Annotated in this window: 20 protein-coding genes; 11 read left to right on the top strand and 9 right to left on the bottom strand. The window is 61.4% G+C overall.

The features are described from left to right. Positions 1 to 132: 132 nt before the first annotated feature. The 5 genes from rluB to ACEN83_RS07080 all read right to left on the bottom strand — a co-directional run bounded on the left by rluB (position 133) and on the right by ACEN83_RS07080 (position 4,868). Positions 133 to 1,344 carry a 23S rRNA pseudouridine(2605) synthase RluB gene (gene rluB / locus ACEN83_RS07100; protein ID WP_495579871.1) on the bottom strand — a complete coding sequence of 404 codons (1,212 nt, stop codon included), beginning with the start codon at positions 1,342 to 1,344 and terminating at the stop codon, positions 133 to 135. A gap of 236 nt (positions 1,345 to 1,580) precedes the next feature. Then, on the bottom strand, positions 1,581 to 2,531 hold the full coding sequence (gene scpB / locus ACEN83_RS07095) for an SMC-Scp complex subunit ScpB (RefSeq protein ID WP_495579870.1): 951 nt from the start codon (positions 2,529 to 2,531) through the stop codon (positions 1,581 to 1,583). A gap of 11 nt (positions 2,532 to 2,542) precedes the next feature. After that, a complete protein-coding gene (locus tag ACEN83_RS07090; RefSeq protein ID WP_007975301.1) occupies positions 2,543 to 3,361 on the bottom strand; it encodes a segregation and condensation protein A in 819 nt (272 codons plus the stop codon). Continuing rightward, positions 3,362 to 3,991 (bottom strand): L-threonylcarbamoyladenylate synthase, encoded by a 630-nt coding sequence (locus tag ACEN83_RS07085; RefSeq protein ID WP_033047950.1) that lies wholly within the window; start codon positions 3,989 to 3,991, stop codon positions 3,362 to 3,364. A 13-nt stretch (positions 3,992 to 4,004) separates the two neighbouring features. Then, positions 4,005 to 4,868 (bottom strand): PHP domain-containing protein, encoded by an 864-nt coding sequence (locus tag ACEN83_RS07080; RefSeq protein ID WP_495579869.1) that lies wholly within the window; start codon positions 4,866 to 4,868, stop codon positions 4,005 to 4,007. Between the two features lie 87 nt (positions 4,869 to 4,955). Between ACEN83_RS07080 and ACEN83_RS07075 the strand changes: the two genes are divergently transcribed. The 6 genes from ACEN83_RS07075 (at position 4,956) to ACEN83_RS07050 (ending at position 9,273) form a co-directional block, all read left to right on the top strand. Beyond that, positions 4,956 to 5,552: a septation protein A gene (locus tag ACEN83_RS07075; protein ID WP_007975298.1), complete on the top strand. Its 597-nt coding sequence runs from the start codon at positions 4,956 to 4,958 to the stop codon at positions 5,550 to 5,552. A gap of 1 nt (position 5,553) precedes the next feature. Next, positions 5,554 to 5,853: a YciI family protein gene (locus ACEN83_RS07070; protein WP_007975297.1), complete on the top strand. Its 300-nt coding sequence runs from the start codon at positions 5,554 to 5,556 to the stop codon at positions 5,851 to 5,853. Between the two features lie 111 nt (positions 5,854 to 5,964). Further along, positions 5,965 to 6,378, top strand: a complete 414-nt coding sequence (locus tag ACEN83_RS07065; RefSeq protein WP_116580329.1) for an SH3 domain-containing protein — start codon at positions 5,965 to 5,967, stop codon at positions 6,376 to 6,378. A 7-nt stretch (positions 6,379 to 6,385) separates the two neighbouring features. Further along, positions 6,386 to 7,063, top strand: a complete 678-nt coding sequence (locus tag ACEN83_RS07060) for a response regulator transcription factor (RefSeq protein WP_007975295.1) — start codon at positions 6,386 to 6,388, stop codon at positions 7,061 to 7,063. A gap of 241 nt (positions 7,064 to 7,304) precedes the next feature. Next, positions 7,305 to 7,754 carry a Spy/CpxP family protein refolding chaperone gene (locus tag ACEN83_RS07055; RefSeq protein WP_495579868.1) on the top strand — a complete coding sequence of 150 codons (450 nt, stop codon included), beginning with the start codon at positions 7,305 to 7,307 and terminating at the stop codon, positions 7,752 to 7,754. A 175-nt stretch (positions 7,755 to 7,929) separates the two neighbouring features. Continuing rightward, positions 7,930 to 9,273 carry a sensor histidine kinase gene (locus ACEN83_RS07050; protein ID WP_116580327.1) on the top strand — a complete coding sequence of 448 codons (1,344 nt, stop codon included), beginning with the start codon at positions 7,930 to 7,932 and terminating at the stop codon, positions 9,271 to 9,273. Between the two features lie 61 nt (positions 9,274 to 9,334). Here the strand turns inward: ACEN83_RS07050 and ACEN83_RS07045 are convergent, their stop codons facing one another. Then, positions 9,335 to 9,901 (bottom strand): NAD(P)H nitroreductase, encoded by a 567-nt coding sequence (locus ACEN83_RS07045; protein WP_495579867.1) that lies wholly within the window; start codon positions 9,899 to 9,901, stop codon positions 9,335 to 9,337. 121 nt (positions 9,902 to 10,022) lie between these two features. On the opposite strand from ACEN83_RS07045, the gene ACEN83_RS07040 reads away from it, so the two are divergent. Further along, complete coding sequence (locus ACEN83_RS07040; RefSeq protein WP_258684831.1) at positions 10,023 to 11,477, top strand: TrkH family potassium uptake protein; 1,455 nt, start codon at positions 10,023 to 10,025, stop codon at positions 11,475 to 11,477. On the opposite strand, the gene ACEN83_RS07035 is transcribed toward ACEN83_RS07040, so the two are convergent. Continuing rightward, positions 11,434 to 12,495: an AraC family transcriptional regulator gene (locus ACEN83_RS07035; protein WP_495579866.1), complete on the bottom strand. Its 1,062-nt coding sequence runs from the start codon at positions 12,493 to 12,495 to the stop codon at positions 11,434 to 11,436. The genes ACEN83_RS07040 and ACEN83_RS07035 overlap by 44 nt on opposite strands. Before the next feature lie 160 nt (positions 12,496 to 12,655). On the opposite strand from ACEN83_RS07035, the gene ACEN83_RS07030 reads away from it, so the two are divergent. Both ACEN83_RS07030 and ACEN83_RS07025 read left to right on the top strand, forming a co-directional pair. Further along, the gene (locus ACEN83_RS07030) at positions 12,656 to 12,967 is read left to right on the top strand and encodes an Mpo1-like protein (RefSeq protein WP_116580323.1); all 312 of its coding nucleotides are present in this window, start codon (positions 12,656 to 12,658) and stop codon (positions 12,965 to 12,967) included. 27 nt (positions 12,968 to 12,994) lie between these two features. Then, positions 12,995 to 13,585: an HD domain-containing protein gene (locus ACEN83_RS07025; protein ID WP_495579865.1), complete on the top strand. Its 591-nt coding sequence runs from the start codon at positions 12,995 to 12,997 to the stop codon at positions 13,583 to 13,585. Positions 13,586 to 13,747: 162 nt separating this feature from the next. On the opposite strand, the gene ACEN83_RS07020 is transcribed toward ACEN83_RS07025, so the two are convergent. Then, positions 13,748 to 14,563: a UDP-2,3-diacylglucosamine diphosphatase gene (locus tag ACEN83_RS07020; protein WP_495034411.1), complete on the bottom strand. Its 816-nt coding sequence runs from the start codon at positions 14,561 to 14,563 to the stop codon at positions 13,748 to 13,750. A 134-nt stretch (positions 14,564 to 14,697) separates the two neighbouring features. On the opposite strand from ACEN83_RS07020, the gene ACEN83_RS07015 reads away from it, so the two are divergent. Further along, positions 14,698 to 15,462 (top strand): helix-turn-helix transcriptional regulator, encoded by a 765-nt coding sequence (locus tag ACEN83_RS07015; RefSeq protein WP_495579864.1) that lies wholly within the window; start codon positions 14,698 to 14,700, stop codon positions 15,460 to 15,462. 71 nt (positions 15,463 to 15,533) lie between these two features. After that, complete coding sequence (locus ACEN83_RS07010) at positions 15,534 to 16,427, top strand: DMT family transporter (RefSeq protein WP_495579863.1); 894 nt, start codon at positions 15,534 to 15,536, stop codon at positions 16,425 to 16,427. On the opposite strand, the gene ACEN83_RS07005 is transcribed toward ACEN83_RS07010, so the two are convergent. Continuing rightward, positions 16,421 to 16,708 (bottom strand): Rdx family protein, encoded by a 288-nt coding sequence (locus tag ACEN83_RS07005; RefSeq protein ID WP_007975281.1) that lies wholly within the window; start codon positions 16,706 to 16,708, stop codon positions 16,421 to 16,423. The two genes, ACEN83_RS07010 and ACEN83_RS07005, sit on opposite strands and share 7 nt — an antisense overlap. Between the last annotated feature and the right edge of the window lie 2 nt (positions 16,709 to 16,710).

The raw sequence follows: 16,710 nt of genomic DNA, 5'->3' as shown, positions 1-16,710 counted from the left end.
AAATGTGGGAGCGAGCTTGCTCGCGATGGCGTACTCAAAAACGATACGGACATGAATCCAGACGAAAAAAAACGCCAACCCGAAGGTTGGCGTTTTTAACTTGTCGCTTGCAGCTTGAAGCTTACCGCTGCCTCACTCCGGCTTACGACGACCAAAGCCCGGACGCTGGCCGGAACCGGCCGGTGCGCCACGGCGCTTGCCCGATGGCGTGTCACCGTCGACCAGCTTGATCCCCGGACGCTTCGGCGCCGGCTTGGCCGGGCGCCTGGTGTCGGCCGGGCGATCGGCTACCGGCGTACCACGACCTTCGCCACGCTCGGTACGGCCATTGGCCGGACGTGGCGTGCGTGGACCGCGTTCACCGTCCTGGCGCGCAACAGGCTTGCGACCTGGACGCTCGCCTTCGATCTGCGGCTCGCGGCTGGCACGTGGCGCGGCGGGGGCGGCAGTGGCTGGACGCAGGGTACGCACACGCTCGGTCTTGGCCATCGGACGCGACGACTTGCGCTGCATACGGTCAAGCTTGTCTTTGCTCTTGGCGTTCATCTGCGGCATCGCGACCGGCGTCAGGCCGACCTCGGCACTCAGAATGTCGACTTCGTACTGGCTCATTTCGCGCCAGCGGCCCATCGGCAAGTCGGAGTTGAGGAACACCGGACCGAAACGCACGCGCTTCAGACGGCTGACCACCAGGCCCTGGGATTCCCACAGGCGACGAACTTCGCGGTTACGACCTTCCATGACCACGCAGTGGTACCAGTGGTTGAAACCTTCACCGCCTGGCGCCTGCTTGATGTCGGTGAACTTGGCCGGGCCATCTTCAAGGACAACGCCAGCCTTCAGACGCTCGATCATCTCGTCATCGACTTCGCCACGCACACGTACCGCGTATTCACGGTCCATTTCGTAGGAAGGGTGCATCAGGCGGTTGGCCAGCTCACCGTCGGTAGTGAACATCAGCAGACCGGTGGTGTTGATGTCCAGGCGACCGATGTTGATCCAGCGTCCCTCTTTAGGGCGCGGCATCTTGTCGAACACGGTCGGACGGCCTTCCGGATCGACACGGGTGCATATTTCGCCGTCGGGTTTGTTGTACATGATCACGCGGCGCACCGATTCGGCAGCCTCTTCACGCTTGATCACCTTGCCATCGATGGTGATGGCGTCGTGCATGTCGACGCGCTGGCCAAGGGTGGCGTCTTTGCCGTTGACCTTGATGCGGCCGTGGCTGATCCAGGCTTCCACGTCACGGCGCGAGCCAACGCCGATACGGGCGAGGACTTTCTGCAGTTTTTCGCCTGCTGGGCCGATTGGCTGGTCGTCTTGCTGGTCTTTGATACTCATCTGGGCACCTCCCGGTGTGGTCTGAAATCTGGGTACTTTGGCGAAGGGATCGCCGAAGGGTCGCGAATCATACGCGCATGCGGACGATTGCGCATCACAGACTAGCTGATCAAGGCAAGGTTATGGGTTTTTGCGCCGAACGGTGACGTGGCGAAGGTCAAGATCAAAAGATCGCAGCCTGCGGCAGCTCCTACAGGGGAATCGCATACATCTGTAGGCTGCGATCTTTTGACGCTTCAATCCTCGGATTCGCGGCGTTCGGCTTCGATGGCTTCAGCCAGGGCGAGGGCTTCAGCCTCTTCCTCGGACAACTCCCGTTCGGGTTTCGGTGGTTCGAGGGCGGCAACAGCGGCCAGGAGTTTTTCCCGGGCTTCGACCACGCCGAGGATGTCGTCTTCCAGCTCCGGTTCCATTTCCGGCTCAGGTTCAGGCTCGATGTCGGGCTGTTCCGAATCAAACTCAGTCACCGCGCCATCACGCAACAGATCATCGAAGTCGGTCTTGATCCCCTCCTCCATGCTGTCCAGCTCCAGCAACAGCGTGTGGAAACTGGTTTCTTCCTTCGGTTCTTCCGGCTCGGCGCTGGCGTCGGCCAGCTCTTGCAACCCGGCGGGTACAGGCGCGTCGTCAAAATCGAGCACCGGATCCGGTTCCAGCTCGCGCAGTTCCGCCAGCGGAGGCAAGTCGTCGAGGTTTTTCAGGTTGAAGTGATCGAGGAACGCCTTGGTGGTGGCGAACATCGCCGGTTTGCCGGGTACGTCGCGGTAGCCGACGATGCGGATCCACTCGCGCTCCATCAAGGTCTTGACGATGTTGCTGTTGACCGCCACCCCACGCACGTCTTCGATTTCGCCGCGGGTGATCGGCTGGCGATAGGCGATCAGGGCCATGGTTTCGAGCATGGCGCGGGAGTAACGCTGCGGGCGCTCCTCCCACAGACGCCCGACCCACGGCGCAAATTTCTCGCGAATTTGCAGGCGATACCCCGAGGCCACCTCCTTGAGTTCAAAGGCGCGGCCATCGCAAGACTTGGCAAGAATCGTCAGGGCCTTCTTGAAGACCGGTGGCTCCGGGCGCTCGCCCTCCTCGAAGAGTTCGAACAGGCTTTCCAGGGATTGTGGCTTTCCCGAGGCCAACAGAAAGGCTTCAAGCAAGGGTGCCAGGTCACGGGGTTCAGTCAGGTTCATGTTTCGACTCGTTATTCGGCTCGGGCTCGCACGTGGATCGCGGCAAATGGCTCATTCTGCACCAGCTCGACCAGGGATTCCTTGACCAGTTCAAGGATCGCCATAAAGGTCACCACCACGCCAAGGCGCCCTTCTTCAGCGGTGAACAGCTCGACAAACGGCACGAAACCGCCGCCCTTGAGCCGCTCCAGCACATCGCTCATGCGCTCCCGGGTAGACAGCGCCTCGCGGCTGACCTGATGGCTTTCGAACATGTCGCCACGACGCAAAACCTCGGCCATGGACAACAGCAACTCGGACAGGCGCACGTCCGGCAACAACTTGCGAGCCCGGGCCTCCGGGGCGTCCAGTTTGGGCACCACCACGTCGCGACCGACGCGGCTCAAGCCATCGATGCCTTCGGCGGCGGCCTTGAAACGCTCGTACTCCTGCAAGCGGCGGATCAGTTCGGCGCGCGGGTCATCCTCTTCGTCTTCGATGGTTTCGGCCCGCGGCAGCAGCATCCGCGACTTGATCTCGGCCAGCATCGCGGCCATCACCAGATACTCGGCGGCCAGCTCCAGGCGCACCGACTGCATCAACTCGACGTAACCCATGTACTGGCGGGTGATTTCCGCCACCGGGATGTCGAGGATGTTGATGTTCTGTTTGCGGATCAGGTACAGCAGCAGGTCGAGGGGGCCTTCGAAGGCTTCGAGGAAGACCTCGAGGGCATCCGGCGGGATGTACAGGTCCAGCGGCATTTCCATGACCGCCTGGCCATAGACCATGGCGAAGGGCAGTTCCTGCTGGGCTCCGGCCTGACTGTCGACGGGTTCTACTGCGGACATCTAGGCCTCGACCATGAACGGCGCAGGGTCGCCGCAACCGACGCGGATGACTTCCGGTTCGCCGTCGGCGAGGTTGATCACGGTGGACGCCTTGATCCCGCCAAAGCCGCCATCGATGATCAGGTCGACCTGGTGCTCGAGCAACTGGCGCATTTCATGGGGGTCATACATCGGGTCTGTTTCACCGGGCATGATCAGACTCACGCTCATCAACGGCTCGCCGAGCTGCTCCAGCAGTGCCAGGGCAATCGGATGGCTGGGCACCCGCAGGCCAATGGTGCGTTTTTTCGGATGCAGCAACAGTCGCGGTACTTCGCGGGTGGCGTTGAGAATGAAGGTGTACGGGCCCGGCAAGTGGGCCTTGAGCAAGCGGAAGGTGCCGGTGTCGATCTTGGCGAACAAGCCCAGTTGCGACAGGTCACAGCAAATCAGCGCGAAGTTGTGCTTTTCATCCAGCCCGCGCAAACGTCGCACGCGCTCCACAGCCACCTTGTCGCCGATCTGGCAACCAATGGCGTAGGAAGAGTCTGTGGGATAAATCACCACCCCGCCCTTGCGGATGATCTCGACTGCCTGTTTGATCAGGCGCGCTTGCGGGTTTTCCGGATGAATCTGGAAAAATTGACTCACATTCTCTACCTGTTCAGACGGCGGCAATAACTGGGTCATGTTTGAATCGACACCATAGCGGTGGCAGATCCTCCGGGAGTGGCCGGTATTCACCGATCTCCGACCAGCCTCCGGGGCCATGAAAATCACTGCCGGCGCTGACCAGCAGACCGAACTCGCGGGCCAGAATGGCCAGGCTGCCCACTTGTTCGGCAGGCTGGTAACCATTGACCACTTCGATGGCGTGGCCCCCTGCTTGAATATAGTCGGCAATCAGGCGACGTCGCTTGCTTCGAGTGAATTCGTAGTGCCAGGGGTGTGCCAGGCTGACCCAGGCCTTGGCCGCGCGCAGGGTTTCGACGGTTTCTTCCAGGGTCGGCCAGTGTTGCTTGACGTCGCCCAGTTTGCCGGCCCCCAGCCATTTGCGGAACGCCTCGGCGCGATCCTTGACGAAACCTTCTTGCACCATCCAGTCGGCGAAATGCGGGCGGGCCGGCGCGTTGCCGCTGTCGCCCAGCGCCTGCTGGATCTCCCGGGCGCCATCCAGCGCCCCCGGCATTCCTTTGAGCGCCAGTTTGCGGCTGATTTCCTCGGAGCGTAGCCAGCGGCCATCATGCAATCTGGCGATGGCCTCGACCAACGGCGCGGCGTTCACGTCAAAACCGTAGCCCAGCACATGAATGGTCGCGCCGCCCCAGGTGCATGACAATTCGACGCCGTTGACCAGTTGCATCCCCAGCGTGGTAGCCGCGTCCCGTGCCTCGTCGAGGCCCTCAAGGGTGTCGTGATCGGTCAAGGCCAGGACTCGCACGCCTTTCTCGAACGCCCGCGCCACCAGAACCGCAGGCGCCAGGGCGCCATCGGAGGCCGTGCTATGGCAGTGCAAATCAACATTCACAGGGCTTTGTAACCTCAAATCAGCTGGCGCTATCGCGCGCCCATATGTTTGTTATTATGCCGCCACATCCTGCTTCTGGCTGCCACTGTGAAACAATTCATCGATTTCATCCCGCTCCTGCTGTTTTTCATCGTCTTCAAAATCGATCCACGGGTCGTCGACATCGCCGGCCATGAGGTCACCGTAGGCGGTATCTACAGCGCCACCGCGATGCTGATCGTCAGTTCCCTGGTGGTCTACGGCACGCTGTTCATCAAGCAGCGCAAGCTGGAGAAGAGCCAGTGGCTGACCCTGATCGCCTGCCTGGTCTTCGGCAGCCTGACCCTGGCCTTTCACAGCGAGACGTTCCTCAAGTGGAAAGCCCCGGTGGTCAACTGGCTGTTCGCCCTGGCGTTCATCGGCAGCCACTTCGTCGGTGACAGTCTGCTGATCAAACGCATCATGGGCCACGCGCTGACCCTGCCGGAGCCGGTCTGGACGCGCCTGAACATCGCCTGGATCGCCTTCTTCCTGTTTTGCGGTGCCGCCAACCTGTTTGTCGCGTTCACCTTCCAGAGCTACTGGGTCGACTTCAAGGTCTTCGGCAGCCTGGGCATGACTTTGCTGTTCCTGGTCGGCCAGGGCATTTACCTGTCCCGCCATCTGCACGATGCCGACACCACTACGCCAAAAACCGAGGACTGACATGCTTTACGCAATCATTGCCACAGACGTCGCCAACTCCCTGGAAGCCCGCCTGGCCGCACGGCCTGCGCACCTCGAGCGCCTGCAAGTGCTCAAGGGCGAAGGTCGCATCGTATTGGCCGGCCCACACCCGGCCGTCGACAGCAATGATCCGGGCGCGGCGGGTTTCACCGGCAGCCTGATCGTCGCCGAATTCGATTCCCTGGGCGCCGCCCAGGCCTGGGCCGACGCCGATCCGTACATCGCCGCAGGCGTCTACGCCAACGTTCTGGTCAAGCCGTTCAAGCAAGTCCTGCCGTAACAAATCCCCCACGCGATGAACCTTGTCGGTTCATCGCGTTCTCAATCGCTCATTATTCCTGTTTATCGGCCGACAACTTGCCCAATACTCGTATTGGAATCAGGAGTCGCGATGCGCAAGGGTCCGTTGTGTCTGATGTTGGTCACGTTGTCGATCGTGGCGCCCGCCCACGGTGAAGAATACGCCGAGGGTGGAAACTCGACGCCCCTTTCCTTGAGCGCCGGCAGCCAGATCACCGAGCTGCAGCAACGCTTGAAAGAAAGCGAACGGCAACGGGAAGAACTGAACAAACAATTGCAAACTGTCGATGGCGAACGCGAAAGCCCGCTGCTGGCCCGGTTACGCCAGGAGAATCAGCGCTTGAAGCTGCAACTCAAGGAAGCCCAGGCCAGCAGTCCGCTGCCGCGCCTGCTGACCGACCAGCAACAATGGTTTGTCGTTGGCGCCGGGGTAGCGCTATTGGCGCTGCTCTGCGGTATCTTCGCCAGTGGAGCAAGTCGAAAACGTCGACAATGGCTAAATTGAGTGAGTCATGAGCGAGCTGTTACTGATTGATGATGACCAGGAGCTGTGTGAGCTCCTGAGCAGTTGGCTGAGCCAGGAAGGGTTTCAGGTACGAGCCTGTCACGACGGCCAGAGCGCTCGCCGTGCGCTGGCCGAAACCGCTCCGGCGGCCGTGGTACTGGATGTGATGCTGCCCGATGGCAGCGGCCTGGAGCTGCTCAAGCAGTTGCGCAGCGATCACCCGGATTTGCCGGTGCTGATGCTCTCGGCCCGGGGCGAGCCCCTGGACCGTATCCTCGGCCTGGAACTGGGCGCCGACGATTACCTGGCCAAACCCTGCGATCCACGGGAACTGACCGCCCGCCTGCGCGCCGTCCTGCGCCGCAGCCACCCGGCAGCGGTGTCCAGCCAGCTGGAACTGGGCGACCTGTGTTTCAGCCCGGTGCGCGGCGTGGTCAGCATCGACGAGCAGGAGTTCACCCTCACCGTTTCCGAAAGCCGCCTGCTGGAAGCCCTGCTCAAGCAGCCCGGCGAACCCCTGGACAAACAGGAACTGGCGCAGATTGCCCTCGGCCGCAAGCTGACCCTGTACGACCGCAGCCTGGACATGCACGTCAGCAACCTGCGCAAGAAGATCGGCCCACACCCCGATGGCCGCCCGCGCATCGTGGCCCTGCGCAGCCGCGGCTACTACTACAGCCTCTGAACCTTGACGACACGCGCCCCATGTAGGAGCTGCCGCAGGCTGCGATCTTTTGATCTTGCTTTTTGATCACAATCAAAAGATCGCAGCCTGCGGCAACTCCTACAGGGGAATCGGGCGTTTTGTCAGGTCGGCGGGAAACCGTCTTTACCCAAGCTTTACTCTCCGCTGACCGCCGCTGACCTTGATCTGCGTAATCTGTACTCATCCGGAACGTACCGGGAACGAGACAAGGAGATTCACCATGCGCAAGACTCTTATCGCTCTGATGTTCGCTGCTGCCCTGCCGACCGTTGCCATGGCCATGCCTGAAGGCACCGGCCCCATGGATGGGCCGATGGACGGTTCGCGCCACGGCGGTCAGATGCACGGCATGCACGGCAAAGGCCCGTACAGTGAACTGGACCTGAGCCGCGAACAGCGCGAGCAGATCCGCAAGATCATGGGCGAACAGATGCACGAGCGTAAGCAACTGGTCGATAAGTACCTGGAGAAACTCTCGCCAGCCGACCAGAAAGCCATGAAAGATGAAATGACTGCCAAGCACCAGAAAGCCGAAGCCGATGTGCGTGCGGTGCTGAAACCGGATCAACAGAAGAAATTCGACGAGATCCAGAAAAAACAGGCTGAACGTCGCGCCGAGTGGGCCGAATTCAAAGCCTGGAAAGCGCAACAACCGCAAAAAGCGCAATAATGCGTTAACCCCGGACCCGACGGCTCATCACCGTTGGGTCTGATGCTTTTGACTCAATGTGGGAGCGGGCTTGCTCGCGAAGGCGGTTTGCCAGTTAAAGCATTTGTCGACTGACACACCGCCTTCGCGAGCAAGCCCGCTCCCACACTGATCTGTGTTTGTTTGAGGATTTCCTGTGCGTTCATTGTTCTGGCGTATCCTGGCCAGCTTCTGGCTGGCCATCGCTCTGGTTGCAGGGCTTTCCATCCTGCTCGGGCACATGCTCAACCAGGACGCCTGGATTCTCAGCCGCCACCCCGGCCTCAACACGCTGGCCGAACAGTGGACGCAGACTTACGAAAGTCAGGGCGAAGACGCCGCCCAGGACATTCTCCAGCAACGCAAACGCCAGTATCACATCGACGTTCAGGTGCTTAACGAGAGCGGCGATCCGGTGGTGCGCGGCACCTTCCCCAGACGTGCGGCGGCCTTTGAGGCGCGTCAGAACAATGATGACCGGCGCCTGCCCTGGCGGCGTCTGACCGATGAATTCACCAGCGAAAAAACCGGTGACACCTTCCTGTTCATCTACCGCATTCCCCACCCGGAACTGGACGCCTGGCACCGCGAGAGCCTGCTCTGGCCGCTCAGTGCCCTGGGAATCGCCCTGGTGGTGCTGACCCTGTTCAGCCTGCTGGTGACCTTTTCCATCACTCGCCCGCTCAGCCGTCTGCGGGGAGCGGTGCATGACCTTGGACAAACCACGTATCAACAGAACAGCCTGGTCAAGCTGGCCAACCGTCGCGATGAGTTTGGCGTCCTGGCCAATGACTTCAACCGCATGGGTGCGCGCCTGCAGAGTCTGATTGGCAGCCAGCGGCAACTGCTGCGCGATGTCTCCCACGAACTGCGCTCGCCCCTGGCCCGTCTGCGTATCGCGTTGGCGCTCGCCGAACGGGCCGGCCCACAGGAACGGGAACAGCTATGGCCGCGCCTGACCCGGGAGTGCGACCGACTGGAAGCGCTGATCAGCGAAATCCTGGTGCTGGCGCGGGTCGACTCCGATAACGCCAGTGCTGAAGAGGTGGATCTGAATGCCTTGCTCAACACCTTGCAGAAGGATGCTCAACTCGCTTCACCCGAGCAGCTGGTACACCTCGAGGCCGAGTCGCAACTGAATCTGAAGGGCTGGCCGACCATGATCGAACGGGCCGTCGACAACTTGCTGCGCAACGCCCAGCGTTTCAATCCGGTGGGTGGCCTGCCGATCGAAATGCAGGCGCTGCGCCAGGGCGAGCGGATCGTCGTGACCGTGCGCGATCATGGACCGGGGGTCAGTGCCGAATACTTGAACCAGCTCGGTGAGCCGTTCTATCGAGCACCGGGGCAGACAGCGGCCGGACACGGCCTGGGCCTGGCCATCGCCCGGCGAGCGGCGGAGCGCCATGGCGGCAGCCTGGTGCTGGCCAATCATCCTGAAGGCGGGTTCATGGCCAGCCTGGAATTGCCGTTGGTGCCGGGGGCTGTCGCACAACCGTAAAAGATCGCAGCCTTCGGCAGCAACCCTGTAGGAGCTGCCGAAGGCTGCGATCTTCTGATCTTCAGGCTTTACCGGACCAAGCGCTGACAAACTCGGCCAGGTCGACCTTCTCAGCCACCCGCGGTTCTTTCTGCGGTGTACCCAGGTACAGGAAAGCAATCACCTCTTCCCCCTCCTCCAGACCCAACCCCTTGGCCACATGCGGCGAGTACGCCAGGTCACCGGTACGCCACACCGCGCCAATGCCCTGTGCATAGGCCGCCAGCAAGATCCCGTGGGCCGCACAGCCCGCCGCCAGCAACTGCTCGGACTTCGGATACTTGACGTGATCCTGCAACCGCGCAATCACCACCACCACCAACGGCGCCCGCAGCGGATTATTGCGCGCCTTGTCGATGGCCGCTTCGCTGACTTCGCCGTCCTGCAATTTCGCCGCTTCGACCAGCAGCTCGCCCATTTGCTCACGTGCCGCGCCTTCCACCGTCAGGAAGCGCCAAGGTTGCAAGTGACCGTGATCCGGGGCGCGCATGGCGGCGCCGAACAGCACCTCGCGCTGCTCGGCAGTGGGTGCAGGGTCAATCAGTCGCGGAACGGAAACACGGTTGAGCAAAGCGTCGAGAGCCTGCATCGGCCACCTCCTGAAAAATTTGTGCGGCTATTCTAGCTGTAACTGCCGCAGCAGTGCCGGTTTACATGCCCTGCCTCACGGGTAGAATGGCGCCCTTTCCTCTATCAGCCGAGCGGACCTCATGGCGTTGCCGACCTTACGGATCATTGGTTTCATCATCGGCATCTTCCTGATCACGCTGGCGATCTCCATGGTCATACCGATGGCCACGCTGGTCATTTTCGACCGCACCAGCGATCTGCCGTCGTTCCTCTGGGCCAGCATGATCACCTTTGTCGCCGGGTTGGCGCTGGTGATTCCCGGGCGCCCCGAACACATTCACCTGCGACCCCGGGACATGTACCTGCTGACCGTCAGCAGTTGGCTGGTGGTGTGCATCTTCGCCGCGCTGCCGTTCCTGCTGACCCAAAACATCAGCTACACCGACTCGTTCTTCGAAAGCATGTCCGGCATCACCGCCACTGGCGCAACCGTACTCAGCGGCCTGGACACCATGTCCCCCGGCATCCTGATGTGGCGCTCGTTGCTGCACTGGCTCGGCGGCATCGGCTTCATCGGCATGGCGGTGGCGATCCTGCCGCTGCTGCGCATCGGCGGCATGCGGCTGTTCCAGACCGAATCGTCGGACCGCTCGGAAAAAGTCATGCCCCGCTCGCACATGGTGGCGCGCCTGATCGTGGCGACCTACGTCGGCATTACCATTGTCGGCAGCCTCGCGTTCTGGTGGGCCGGGATGAGCCTGTTCGACGCGATCAACCACGCGATGTCGGCGATTTCCACCGGCGGCTTCTCGACCTCCGACCAGTCTTTGGCCAAGTGGCCGGAGCCTGCGGTGCATTGGGTCGCGATCGTCGTCATGATTCTCGGCGCCCTGCCGTTTACCCTGTATGTCGCCACGTTGCGGGGTAACCGTCGGGCGCTGATCAAGGATGAACAGGTTCAAGGCCTGCTCGGCATGCTGCTGGTGACCTGGCTGGTGCTCGGCACCTGGTATTGGTGGACGACCCAGCTGCATTGGCTGGAGGCGTTGCGGCATGTGGCGCTGAACGTGACGTCGGTAGTGACCACCACCGGTTTCGCGCTGGGGGACTACAGCCTCTGGGGCAATTTCTCGCTGATGCTGTTCTTCTATCTGGGGTTTGTTGGCGGTTGTTCCGGCTCGACCGCGGGTGGTATCAAGATTTTCCGCTTCCAGGTGGCCTATATCCTGCTCAAGGCCAACCTTAACCAGCTGATTCATCCGCGCGCGGTGATCAAGCAGAAGTACAACGGTCACCGCCTCGACGAAGAAATCGTGCGTTCGATCCTGACCTTTTCGTTCTTCTTTGCAATCACCATCTGCGTGATTGCGCTGCTGCTGTCGCTGCTCGGCGTGGACTGGATGACCGCCCTCACCGGCGCGGCCAGCACCGTGTCCGGTGTCGGCCCGGGGCTCGGCGAGACCATCGGCCCGGCAGGCAACTTCGCCACCCTGCCGGATGCCGCCAAGTGGATTCTGTCGTTCGGCATGCTGCTCGGCCGACTGGAGATCATCACTGTGTTTGTGCTGTGTATTCCGGCATTTTGGCGTCATTGACCGCTTCAGGTGCCTGCATCAGCCGCATCCGGTATTCGCCGGGTGTGGCATCGAACCAACGGCGGAAAGCGCGGAAGAAGTTGCTCGGATCGGCGAATCCCAGCAAGTAAGCGATTTCCAGCAAGGTCATGTTCGGTTGCGCCAGATACTGCTCGGCCAGTTCGCGCCGGGTATCGTCCAGCAGAGCTTGAAAACTCGTGCCCTCTTCCTGCAAACGCCGTTGCAAGGTGCGCTGAGAAAGATGCAGCGTCTGCGCCACGGTATCGCGCTTGGGCTCGCCCTGGGGCAACAGGCGGCACAACACCTGCCGCGCCTTGTGCGTCACGCGGCTTTCGGAAAAGCGCGCCAGATACTCGCCGGCAAAGCGGTCATGCAGCAACGCCATGGCCTCATTGGCCGTCGGCAAGGGCGCTTCCATGTCCGAACGCTCGAAAATCAGCGCATCGTAAGGCGCGTTGAACTCCAGCGGTGCATGGAAGGCTTGTCTGTAGGGTTCCGGATTGGCCGGTTCGGCGCCTTGCAGCACAACTTTGCGTGGTTGCAGCGTACGCCCGGTCAACCAGCTGCACAGCGCCAGGGCGCAGGCCAGTGAAGCTTCGGCGCTCTGCCGGGTCGGCGGCAGGTGGTCGCCATGCACCGTCAGAATCAGCGCGTAGCCTTCGTCCAGCAGCTTGAAACTCAGGTCGGCACTTTCGGCGATGATCCGCTGATAGCGCACCAGTCGCTGAAAACCTTCGGCCAGTGTCTGGCTGGACATCAAGGCATAACCGGTCACATGGAACTGCGCCGGTCGCACCACCTTGCCCATGTTCAGGCCGATGGCCGGGTTGCCGGACAGTTCGACCGCGCGTTGCCACAGCCGTGTCATGGAATCTTGCGGGAAGCGCGCATCCGGATCATCCAGTGCCGCGTAGTCGAGCCCCAGCTGCTTGAACAGAACCCGGCAATCCAGGCCGTCCATCTCCAGCGCTTTGACAATCCCCATCGCCCAGCTTGCAGAAGTCGTTCGTTCGCTCATGGCGTTTTCTTACATGGTGAGCCGCATGCGACGGCTATTGACCGAAGGATACTAAAGTGGCGCCTATTGTCACTGGCTGATGCCATTGATCACTCTAGACTCAAATAAGCTACCCGCAGAACAACTTGCAGCCAGAACAATAACCACAGAGATCGCAGTCGTGGAAAACATCAAGCGCTTCAACAGCTTTGCTGAGTTTTACCCTTACTACCTCAGCGAGCACAGCAACAGTAACTGCCGCCGATTGCATTTTATCGGCACGACGCTGGTTATCTTGATACTGGCGCTGACCGTTGGTCGCGGAGCCTGGATGCTGTTGTGGGCCCTGCCTGTAGCGGGTTACAGCTTTGCCTGGGCCGGTCACTTCTTCTTCGAGAAGAACCGCCCGGCAACGTTCCAACACCCCTTCTATAGCCTGCTCGGCGATTTCGTCATGTACCGGGACATGGTGCTGGGGCGCGTTCCGTTCTAGAGAACATCCGTCACAAGAGAGTTGCCTATGAATGCCAATGCCCGCTTCACCCACATGAAGGACGGCACGCAGGAAGACTGGGCGATCATCGCCGCAGACTTCAGTGCCTACGCGCGACAATTGCCGACAAGGATTGTGGCGCACCTGAAGTTACTGGAGGGTGATTTTGGCGGATTCCCGGTGGATCGCCTGACCCATTCCCTGCAAACCGCCACCCGCGCCTTTCGCGATGGTCGCGACGAAGAATACGTGGTCTGCGCCCTGCTCCATGACATCGGCGACACCCTGGGTTCCTACAACCACCCGGACATCGCCGCAGCGATCCTCAAGCCGTTCGTCAGCGCCGAGAACCTGTGGATGGTGGAAAAGCACGGGATTTTCCAGGGCTACTACTTCTTTCATCACCTGGGCATGGATCGGCATCTGCGCGAGCAGTTCCAGGACCATCCGCAGTACCAGGCGACTGTCGAGTTCTGTGCCAAATACGATGCGGCGGCGTTTGATCCGGCGTATGACACGCTGCCATTGAGTTTCTTCGAACCGATGATGGAGCAGTTGTTTGCCCGGCCGAGGAACTCGATCTACAAGGTGGCGATGGAAGAGCAATCGCCGGCCTGATGACCTATGGCGACCATTGTGGCGAGGGGGCTTGCCCCCGTTCGGTGGCGAAGCCGCCGTGAACCTATGAGTGCGATCTATCTGGTGTTCTGCGGTGAATGGCTTTAGGGCTGCTGCGCAGCCCAACGGGGGCAAGCCCCCTCGCCACAAAAATCAAATCAATCAGGCCAACTCTGCAACCTTGGCCGCCTTCAATTGTGCCTCCCGCGCCTGGGCATCCGCCAGCCGATACAGCTCGATCGAACCATCCCAATGCTCGATCAGCGCCGTGCATGACTCCACCCAGTCGCCGCAATTGAGGTAGTCCACCTCGCCCACCTTGCGAATCTCGGCATGGTGAATGTGCCCGCAAACCACGCCGTGCAGTTCGCGCTTGACGCATTCATGGGCGATGGCTTCTTCGAAGTCGCTGATGAAGCTGACCGCGGTTTTCACCTTGTGCTTGAGGTAGGCCGACAGTGACCAGTAGCCGTAGCCATACCGCGCACGCCAATGATTGAGCCAGCGGTTGAGGGTCAGGGTGAATTCGTAGGCCGAGTCACCGAGAAAGGCCAGCCAGCGATGATAACGGGTGATCACATCGAACTGGTCGCCATGGATCACCAACAGATGCCGGCCGTCGGCGGTGACGTGCACCGCTTCGTCCACCAACTGGATATTGCCCAGGATCAGCTTCGAATAGCGGCGCAGGAACTCGTCGTGGTTGCCGGTGACGTAGATCACCTCGGTGCCACGCTTGCTCATGGTCAACAGGCGACGGATCACGTTGGTGTGCGCCTGCGGCCAGTACATGCCGCCGCGCAGTTTCCAGCCGTCGATGATGTCGCCGACCAGGTAGATTTTGTCCGCGTGGTAGCTCTTGAGAAACTGCGACAGGTGTTCAGCCTGGCAATCCCGGGTGCCCAAATGCACGTCTGAAATCCATAGCGTCCGTACGCGTTGCTTACGGGTGGGTTTGGCGAGCTCGGCGCTGGTCATGGGCAACCCTCTGGCAAGTTTTGCCAAGTCTGCCGCGGCCCGGTTAATGGTCCATGACAGCGTCAAGTCAGTCCTGTGACAACGCTAGTGGGCCCGCTCGGTGTAGACTGACGCCCTGAACCGGGAGACCCGCGATGAGACCGATCCTCACGCTCCGCCAATACAGCCACGACCTGATCGTCCACAGCCATGAACACGCGCAATTGGTGTTCGGGCTTTCGGGCGCCCTGGATTTCGAGGTCGACGGCCGCGGCAGCCAGGTGGTCCAGCAGAGTTTCGTGGTGGTGCCCTCCGGTGCGCATCACGCGTGTGGCAGCGCCAATGGCAGTCGCTGTCTGGTGTTGGATGTGCCCAGCGAACAATGGGTTTCGCAGTCGTTGGGTGATCACGCCGAGTCCAGCCGACGCTTGCTCGACAACGCCGGCCGCCTGCCCCTGGACGCGGGACAAAGTCAATTGGTCAGCTGGCTGGCGAACAGTCCGGTCGAGGATCCGCTGATCGCACAACAAGGTGCAGTGCTGTTGCTGGCCAGCCTGAACAACGCCAGGCCCGACACCGTCGGCGGTCGGCGCCTGCCCTATGCCGCGCTGAATGCACACATCGATCAGTACGCGGCGTACCCGCTGCAGGTGGCCGACCTGGCCCGGGTGGCCGGCCTCTCCAGTGCCCGTCTGCATGCGCGGTTCGTGGCTGAATGCGGGCAGACGCCGATGGACTACATCCGCAGCCGACGGCTGCATATCGCGGTGGGCATGCTGCGCAACTCGGCGCTGCCCATCGGCGAAGTTGCCAGCCGCGTCGGCTACAGCTCCCAGAGCGCCTTCGCGGCGGCGGTGCTGCGCGAGTTCGGGGCGTCGCCCGGGAAACTGCGTCGCGAGGCTGGCGACAAAAAACGCTAGTCTGCCGACAGACTTGACGGGCCATTACGCGCTTCAATGAGGCCTCTGTTCGTTTGTCATCAAGGATTGCAATGACTCCCCGTACCGCACTTGGCGCCTTGCATATCGGCGCATTGATGTTCGGCCTGACCGGCGTGTTCGGCAAACTGGCTGCCGCATCACCGGCGATCATCGTGTTCGGCCGTGCCGCTTTTGCCGTGCTCGCACTGGCGTTTTTTGCACGGTTCGCCAGCCAGACGCGCTGGCAGAAACTCGAGGCCGTGGACTGGCGCCGGCTGCTGCTCAGCGGCTTGTTGCTCGCCGGGCACTGGGTGAGTTTCTTCATTGCGGTGAAAGTCGCAGGCGTGGCGATTGCAACGCTCGGCTTCGCCAGTTTCCCGGCCTTTACCGTGATCCTCGAAGGGCTGATCTTCCGCGAGCGCATTCGCGCCAATGAGGTTGTGCTGGTGCTGCTGGTGAGTGTGGGGCTGGTGCTGGTCACGCCTGATTTTGACCTGGCCAGCGGCGCTACCACGGGCCTGCTGTGGGCCGTGGGTTCCGGCTTGTTGTTCGCCCTGCTGTCGCTGACCAATCGTGCCAGCTCCGGGCGCGTCCCGCCCGTGCAGGCGGCGCTGTGTCAGAACGTGGTGGTTGCCCTGTGCCTGCTGCCGGTGGCGGCGCCTCAATTGAGCGAAGTACGCGCCATCGACTGGCTGTGGATCGGCCTGCTCGGTGTGTTCTGTACCGGTGTCGCCCACAGTCTGTTTGTCGCCAGCCTGGCGGTGATCAAGGCACGCACCGCCGCCGTGGTGTTCGCCCTGGAGCCGGTCTATGGCATCACCGTCGCCTGGCTGCTGTTCAATGAAAACCCGACCCTGCGCATGTTGCTGGGAGGTGCGTTGATCATTGTGGCAATAGTGGTATCCAGCAGGCTCTCAGGCAGTTCGAGCAAGAAAGCCGTTACCGCCGAGGTGGCGTCTCACTGAGTGCGGTCGTTGTGTCCCAGGTCGCGGTCCGGGTCGATCCGGTCGCGGACCCGTTGCTTGAGCACTTTGGCTTCAGGGAAGCCGCCGTCCGCCTTGCGCTCCCAGATCTGCACGGCGTCACAGAACACATGAAAGACCCCGCCGGTGCCCGGCACCAGGGAGACTTTGCCGAGGTCGTCTCCAAAGGTGCTGAGCAGTTCCTGGGCCAGCCAGGCCGCACGCAGCAGCCACTGGCATTGCGTGCAATAGGTGATGACGATTTCCGGTTTGTGGGCTGTCATGA

It is taken from the genome of Pseudomonas sp. Pseusp49, from assembly GCF_059491875.1.
This window is presented reverse-complemented; position numbering and strand designations above follow the sequence as displayed.